At 67.0% G+C, this 7,043-nt stretch carries 7 protein-coding genes; 2 read left to right on the top strand and 5 right to left on the bottom strand.

The annotated features are described in order from the left end of the window. Positions 1-513: alcohol dehydrogenase catalytic domain-containing protein (locus ACM2XV_RS10800; protein ID WP_487026930.1), on the bottom strand; the 513-nt coding region annotated here is incomplete at its 3' end. A gap of 84 nt (positions 514-597) precedes the next feature. On the opposite strand from ACM2XV_RS10800, the gene ACM2XV_RS10795 reads away from it, so the two are divergent. Beyond that, entirely contained in the window at positions 598-966 is a 369-nt protein-coding gene (locus ACM2XV_RS10795; RefSeq protein WP_487026929.1) for a winged helix-turn-helix transcriptional regulator, read from the top strand. A 13-nt stretch (positions 967-979) separates the two neighbouring features. On the opposite strand, the gene ACM2XV_RS10790 is transcribed toward ACM2XV_RS10795, so the two are convergent. From ACM2XV_RS10790 to ACM2XV_RS10780, 3 genes are read right to left on the bottom strand one after another with little or no spacing between them, the layout of a single operon-like run. Next, a complete protein-coding gene (locus ACM2XV_RS10790) occupies positions 980-3,517 on the bottom strand; it encodes a DEAD/DEAH box helicase family protein (RefSeq protein ID WP_487026928.1) in 2,538 nt (845 codons plus the stop codon). Continuing rightward, positions 3,510-5,159, bottom strand: a complete 1,650-nt coding sequence (locus ACM2XV_RS10785; protein WP_487026927.1) for an Eco57I restriction-modification methylase domain-containing protein — start codon at positions 5,157-5,159, stop codon at positions 3,510-3,512. The genes ACM2XV_RS10790 and ACM2XV_RS10785 overlap by 8 nt, the downstream gene beginning before the upstream one ends. Next, positions 5,156-5,833 (bottom strand): DNA methyltransferase family protein, encoded by a 678-nt coding sequence (locus ACM2XV_RS10780; protein WP_487026926.1) that lies wholly within the window; start codon positions 5,831-5,833, stop codon positions 5,156-5,158. The genes ACM2XV_RS10785 and ACM2XV_RS10780 overlap by 4 nt, the downstream gene beginning before the upstream one ends. Before the next feature lie 70 nt (positions 5,834-5,903). Between ACM2XV_RS10780 and ACM2XV_RS10775 the strand changes: the two genes are divergently transcribed. Continuing rightward, positions 5,904-6,179 carry a helix-turn-helix domain-containing protein gene (locus ACM2XV_RS10775; RefSeq protein ID WP_344772687.1) on the top strand — a complete coding sequence of 92 codons (276 nt, stop codon included), beginning with the start codon at positions 5,904-5,906 and terminating at the stop codon, positions 6,177-6,179. A gap of 45 nt (positions 6,180-6,224) precedes the next feature. On the opposite strand, the gene ccsB is transcribed toward ACM2XV_RS10775, so the two are convergent. Continuing rightward, a partial coding sequence (gene ccsB / locus ACM2XV_RS10770) for a c-type cytochrome biogenesis protein CcsB (RefSeq protein ID WP_487026925.1) occupies positions 6,225-7,043 on the bottom strand: 819 nt, incomplete at its 5' end.

Here is a 7,043-nt window from a genome sequence, read left to right as displayed (position 1 = left end):
ACCGAGCTCGCCCGCGATCTGGATCGCCGCGCGCCCCACGGCGCCCGAGGCCCCCGAGATCAGAACGCGCTGCCCCCGCCTCAGCCGACCCTCCTCGACGAGCGCGCCGTACGCCGTCGAGAACCCGACCCAGCTGGCCGCCGCCTCGGCGACGTCGAGCCCGGCCGGCCGCGGAACAACCGTGCTGGCCGGGACCGTCGTGTAGTCCGCGTGGCTGCCTCTCACCCAGGAATCCGGGATCGCCGTGATGATGACCGGGTCGCCCGCGCCCACCGCGGTGACTCCGTCACCGACCGCGTCGATCACTCCGGTCGCCTCCACGCCGAGACGCGCGTGCGGCAGCGGCACGGGCGCGGGCGACGTGCCCGCGCGGATCATCGCGTCGAGCGGGTTCACCGCCGACGCCTCGACGCGCACCCGCACCTCGCCGGCGGCGGGTTCGACGACAGGTTCGTCGACGATGTGCAGGACCTCGGGTCCGCCGAACTCGTCGAAGACGACAACTCGTGGCATGGCTACTACTCCTCAGGCATCCGTTCGCTTCTGGCCGCTATTCACGCTAGGAAGCCGCGTGTTACCTGCGGGTACCGTGGAACCATGCAGAATCTGGCGGGGCCCGGGGTCCTCTCCGACTGCCCGACCCGCCTCACCGTCGAGATCCTCTCTGAGAAGTGGGCGGCGCTCGTGATCTTCGCGCTCAGGCAGGGGCCGCGACGCCACGGCGAACTCGTGGATGTCGTCGGCGGCATCTCGAGGAAGATGCTCGCGCACACGCTGCGCCGCTTACGCGACTACGGCCTCGTCGAGCGCCGAGTCGATGCCGCGCGCCGCATCGAGTACCGCCTCACCGAGCTCGGCGAGACCCTCATCGGGCCCATCGAGGTCCTCAACGACTGGGCGCGCGACAACGGCGGGGCCGTGACCGCCTTTCAGGAGCGAGCCGAGGGCGAGGGGCCGCTCGCCTGACGGCGCGGTTCGGCTACTCGACAGCGACGACGGTGTCGTAGAGCCCGTAGCGGCGCAGCCCCCGGTGCGACTCGATGCCCGTGTACGAGAGCGAGGCATCCTCGTAGCGCCGGAAGGCGAACACCGCCTGGTTCATGTGCGCCGCGTTGAAGACGCCGAGGCCGACCAGCAGGTTGAAGTCCTCGACGGTGAGGCCGGTGACGGCTTTGAAGAGCTCGGGCTCGAGCTTCGTGATGACGTCCTGCAGGGTGTTCTCGCGGAAGTCGGTCAGGTACATGAACGCGGGGATCCGGGTCGCGAACTTGATCAGCTTCTCCTGGATCTGCTTCCGCTTGGACGTGTACTCCTTCTCCTCCGCGGTCAGCTCGGCCTTCGTCGCCCTGTCGACGTCCTTGCCCTCGAGCTTCTTCTTCGTCTCCTTGAGCTTCTCGGACTTGTTGACGACCGTCTCGAAAACCGACGAGCCCAGGGCGCGGAATCCCTCGATGTTCATGACGGCGTTCATCGCGGCCTCGCTCGCCATGATCTTCTTCAGCGTCACGTTGTCGACGTTGACGAGGATCGCGGATTCCCATTTGCGTGCGAGCAGGGTGGCGGAGGTGCCGGCCATGGCGATGTCGAGGATGCCACCCGCGTCGACCTGCGACATGTGTGCGCCGTCGTAGGCGAGCACCGGCAAGAAGTTCACGAGCTCGGCGACGGCCTTCTCGGGGTTCGACTCACCGGGCGCGAGGCCGATGCCGTACTCGCTGATCTGGCGCAGCGCCCTGGTCGGGGCGAAGTCGAAGACGAAGCAGACCGGCTTGAGGATGGCCTCTTCGTTCGGGTCGTCGCCGTTCGGATTCGTGATCGACCACGGCGACTGCACGCGGAAGGCGGCCTGGAAGTAGGTCTCGGGCGCTTTGAGGTTGCGCAGCATGAGGATCGACGACCACTGCGCGACCGTCACACCCGTCGTGAGCTTGCCGACCGTGAGCGTGATCGTCTTGGTGTCGAAGCCGTTGCCGATCGCCTTCCGCACCGGCGGCAGGGCGTCGAGGCCGATGCCGACACCGGGCGCCGAGACGTTGACGACGTCGTAGTCGTGCCAGAACACGTTCTGCGGCTCGGCGAGCAGCTTCGCCATCGCCGTGCACGAGTTCACGCGGGGAAGCATCCAGATCGAGTGCTGCAGGTACGGCAAGAGGCGCGTGTCGGAGTACGGCAGCGGCGGCCGCTCGCCGGTCTTGAGCGCATCGAGCTGGGTCGGCCGGTGCTCGCCGCGGATGAGGTTCAGCCACTTCTGCACCTCGTCCTTGTGCACGAACTCGGCGTCGTCGCCCTCGCCCCTCGCCTCGAAGAAGGCGTTCAGGTCGAACTCGTCGTGCTCGCCGCCGCTCGCGACGGAGAGGATGTCGTCGGGCATCCGGTACGTCATCAGCCGCATCTCGGGCAGAGAGGCATACGGATTCCGCGCGCCGGGGTATTTCTGCGCGTATTCGAGCTTGGCGCGCTGCTCGTCGGTGTAGGTCCAGTTGAAGATCTGCTCTTCGATGAATCGGCCGGTGGCGAGCGCCTTGAACGGTGTGCCCGAGAGATAGAGGTACGCGCCGGCGTAGATCGGCACGAAGGCGTCTTCGTCGTTGTGCAGCTCTTCGATCTCTTCGGCGAAGGTGTCGAGAGCCGGGTTGAACTCGGCATCGGTCTCGCGCTTGCGCGCGGTGTCGTCCTCGCCCTCGAAGAGCTCCTTGGCGGTGTCGCGCCAGGCGCCGAAGTGGTACTCGTCGAAGACGACGAGATCCCACTTCTCGTCGCTGAGCCACTTGTGCTTCGGCTTGAAGTTGCCGGCAGCGTCCTTCCCCATCAGGTCCTGGAAGGAGCCGAAGTAGACGAGGGGCCGCTCGGGGTCGGCATCCCCCGGGTCCCCCTCGCTCTGGCGCGACAGGTACTGCCAGCCGTCGAAGTCGGCATGCGACTCGAGGTCGGTGCGCCACGCGTCTTCGACGGCGGGCTTGAAGGTGACGACCAGCACGCGGCGGGCGTTCATGCGCTTCGCGAGCTGGTAGGTGGTGAAGGTCTTGCCGAAGCGCATCTTGGCGTTCCAGAGGAACTCGGGGACGGCGTTGTCGTCTTCGGCCTTGACCGATGCGAAGTAGCGCAGGGTCGCCTCGACGGCGCGCTCCTGCTCGGCGCGCATCGGGAACGTCTCGTGGTGGGTGCCGCTGAGCGTCAGGCCTTTTCGCAGTTCGGCGATCGCGGTCTGCACGTCGGCGACGCTGCAGCGCATCCATTCGAGCATGGGGTTCTCGAAACCCTTCTGCTTGAGCCGGGCACGCACCTCGTGGTCGCGGAAGAAGCTGCCGTCGTCGCGCACGGCCGGCTCGTCGAGCACGATCGTGTAGTTCTCGATCGCCGCGGTCTTGAGCTGCTGGGCAACGCGCACCTTCACGTCCTGCGTGGTCTGCCCGACTTTGAGCAGCCCGGCGTGCGCGTCGTCGTGGATCTCGTATGCGTAGATGCGCAGCTTCGACTCGGGCTTCTCGGGAAGCAGCGCCTCGATGGGCTTAGACATCGAAGTCGCCGGCCCACGAGACTTCGGTCACCTGCGATTCGATGAAGGCGACCTCTGCGGCGGTGAGGCCGTACTTGGCATACAGCTCAGCGTCGGTCCACGTGCGGTCCCAGCTCTGAAGGGGGACCCACCGGTAGGTCGCCTTCGTCGCGTCCTGGGTGATCTTGCGCAGCGAGACGAGGAACCGGAAGAACCGCGTCGCGCAGTACGACGCGACGCTCGCCGCCTCGCTCTCGGTGCCGACGTGGAAGAACAAGAACGACTGCGTGCACACCGACGGCGACGGCGCGATCTGCGGGCGGCCCAGAACATAGTCGGGGACGGCTCCGCCGCCGGATCCCGCCTTCGGCACCAGCACCTTCCACGTGTCGATGAGCGCGGCGCTCTTCGACACCTCCGCACGCGCGATGAACCCGACGTCGCGCTTGGCTTTCCGCACGTAGTACAGGGGCACGTCCCCTGGCTGCTGCTGAGCGTGAAAGCCGTCGAAGTTCGAGGTCCAGCCGAACTCCTTGTCCGCCGAGAGGATCGTGTTGACCGACACCTCGTTCGCCGAGAGCACCTTCCGCAGGATGTCGACGGCCCGCGCGTCTCGAACGAAGACGTCGTACTCGCCGAGGTCGCGGGCCACCGGGCCCGTCACTTCCTTCCCGCGAACGGTCGTCACGTCGCAGAGGCCGTCGTAGTCGGCATCCCACAGGAATGTGCACACACCGCCCTTGACCTCGACCCCGGTGAACACGTCCTTTGCGACGGGGTAGTCGGTCAGCGCTCGCAGCCGCGTGTCGTGCAGCATCGATTCTCTGAAGTCCCGCAGGCCAAGGCCGGCGGCCATCCATCGCGAGGGAATCACCATCGTCAGCAAGCGGGGCTCGAGAGCCATCGCCTGCTCGACGAAGTGCTGATAGATCGGAACGTCGCGGGTGCCGCCGTTCGAACCCAGCTGGTACGGCGGGTTCCCGATGATGACGTCGAACTGCATGTCGGCTCCGAACAGCTCGCCGATTCGAGCCTTGATGTCGTCGGTGTGGATGAACGCGTACGCATGGGTCTCGAGATCGTCCTCGCGGCCGTACTCGGCTTCGCTCGCATCGCAGAACGCGCACCTGCCGGTTCCCACGATCTGCACAAGCGCTTCCTCGCCGGTCAGAGGGTCGACACGGCGCTCCCTCTTCCGCTCGACCCACGTGTGCTCGGTGCGCTCGAACCAGATGTTGCCGTCTGCGGTGTCGAACGACCTCGCGATCGAGTGCGGCCCGTTGGCGAACTTCGAGCAGTAGACCGAGCGCCGCGCGAGTAGCGCGGTCAGCTGCGTGATCGCGATTCCGAAGACCTGCTTGGTGAGGATGTGGTCGACGCGCTCCTGCAGATCAGGCATCCGCTCGGCGAGCCCGACCGTGAGCCGCGACACGATCTCGCGCAGGAACACGCCCGACTTGGTGAAGGGGTCGAGGAAGGTCACAGTCGGGTCGGCCCAGATGCTGGCGCCCTCGTTCGCCTCGGCCCACGCGAGCTCGAGGGTGTCGAGCATGCGGTTCGCGAGCTCGGGCGGCGTGAACACCTCGTCGTTCGACAGGTTCGCGATGCAGGTGAGAACGTCGGGGTTGTAGCCCGCGAGCGCGAGCGGCGCCTGGCCGGTCACTTCGTGCCCGCCCGGGTTTCGACAGGCTCAACCGGCGACGATGCGAGTTCCTGCACGGTCATGCGCGGGTAGCTGCGCACCGGCGTGAACACCTCATGCTCTTCAAGAGCGTCGAAGAGCGTGCCCTGGAAGGAGGCCCGCTGCGTCAGGTTGTCGAAGCGGAAGTCGCGCCGCTGGTACTTGCCGCCGCCGAGGTAGCCCCACTCGGGGAAGGTGATGTGCTCGCCCGAGCCATCCGTCATCTTCAGCGCGTCGCCCTGCACGACGTTGGCGGCGAGCACGACGGATGCCGCACGTGCCCACACGTCGTCGGAGCCGGCTCTGAGGAAGCTCGTGAAGACCTCGAGCAGGTTCGCGCGGCACTCGGCCACGTTGTCGGGCAGCAGCTCGATGCCGTAGACGCACATCAGCGCGAACAGCGCGTAGTGCCTCTTCTCGAAGTCGCTGCGCCCGTGCCGCGCCTTGACGGCCGCGAGCTTGCGCGCGAGCACCGGCACGAGGAAGTTGCCCGAGCCGCACGCCGGCTCGAGGAAGCGCGCGTCGATGCGCTCGGTCTCGGACTTGACCTGGTCGAGCATGTCGTCGACGAGCCAGCCGGGCGTGAAGACCTCGCCGTGGTCTGCCACCCGCTGACGCGACTTCACCAGGCGGGCGGTGGAGTCTCGTTCGGGCACGCCTTAACGGTACAAGTACCCGGTGACATTCGCCCTGGCACCAGTGTTGGGGCATCGTGAGGCTAAAGAGGTGCCCCGAGTCGCCTCAGATGCCGCTGCCTACATCGGCAAGCGCATCGCCGAACAGAGGGCGCTCGCGGGGTTCACGCAGGATCAGCTCGCCGTTGCAGCGAGCATCGACTCGTCGAACGTGCGCGCATACGAGAGCGGTCGGTCGCTGCCGAACATCCGACTTCTGGTGCGCATCGCGACGGCGCTCAGCGTCGAGCCGGGTGTGTTCCTCAACGGCCTCACGCCCGAGATCTTCGGCGACTCGGTCGAGCCGGCGCAGCGCAAGGCCGGCTGACAGAGCCGGCTGGCGGCGCGTCGAGAAGCGCCCCGAGAAGCGCCCCTAGTTGGTGAGCCCCGAGTACGAGTGCAGCCCGTGGAAGAACACGTTCACGATGCCGAAGTTGAACATCACCGCGACGAAGCCCGCGATCGCGAGCCACGCCGAGGGCTGACCGCGCCACCCGCGGGTCGCGCGCGCGTGGATGTACCCGGCGTAGATCACCCAGATGATGAAGGTCCACACCTCTTTGGTGTCCCAGCCCCAGTACCGGCCCCAGGCCTTCTCGGCCCAGATGGCGCCGGCGATGAGCGTGAACGTCCAGCAGATGAAGCCGACGATGTTCACCCGGTAGCTCAGGTTCTCGAGCGTCAGCGCGTTCGGCAGCGTCTTGAGGAACGGCAGCACGGGCGGCAGCGACAGCGCCTCGCGGCGCTCACGCCAGGTCTGCAGCAGCTGCGCGGCGGCGAGCGCGAAGCCGAGCGCGAAGAACCCGGTGCCGAAGATCGCCACCATGATGTGGATCACAAGCCAGTACGACTGCAGGGCGGGCGGCAGCGGCACGACCGGCACGTAGTAGCGCACCTGCGCCACCATCAGCAGCACGCACACGAGACCGAGGATGAACGTGCCGATCCAGCGGATGTCCCACCGCAGGTTCGCGAACAGGAACAGCCCCACGATCACGAGCGTGCCGGTGAGCGAGAACTCCCACATGTTGGCCCACGGCACGCGACCGGCGGCGATGCCGCGCGTGACGTCGGAGAGCAGGTGGATAATCCACGCACCCCACGTGACCGCCATGGCCGCGCGCAGCATCTTCGAGCTGCTGGGGATGCCTGTGGAGCCGGGCTTCGCCGACGCGGTCGGCCGCACGAGCGT

Source organism: Gryllotalpicola sp. CP2-P1, from assembly GCF_057512245.1.
This window is presented reverse-complemented; position numbering and strand designations above follow the sequence as displayed.

What these genes read in the sequence shown, in the direction of transcription:
- ACM2XV_RS10795 (WP_487026929.1), top strand. Translation starts at nt 598, where the DNA reads ATGCAGAATCTGGCGGGGCCCGGGGTCCTCTCCGACTGCCCGACCCGC.
- ACM2XV_RS10790 (WP_487026928.1), bottom strand. Translation starts at nt 3,517, where the DNA reads ATGTCTAAGCCCATCGAGGCGCTGCTTCCCGAGAAGCCCGAGTCGAAG.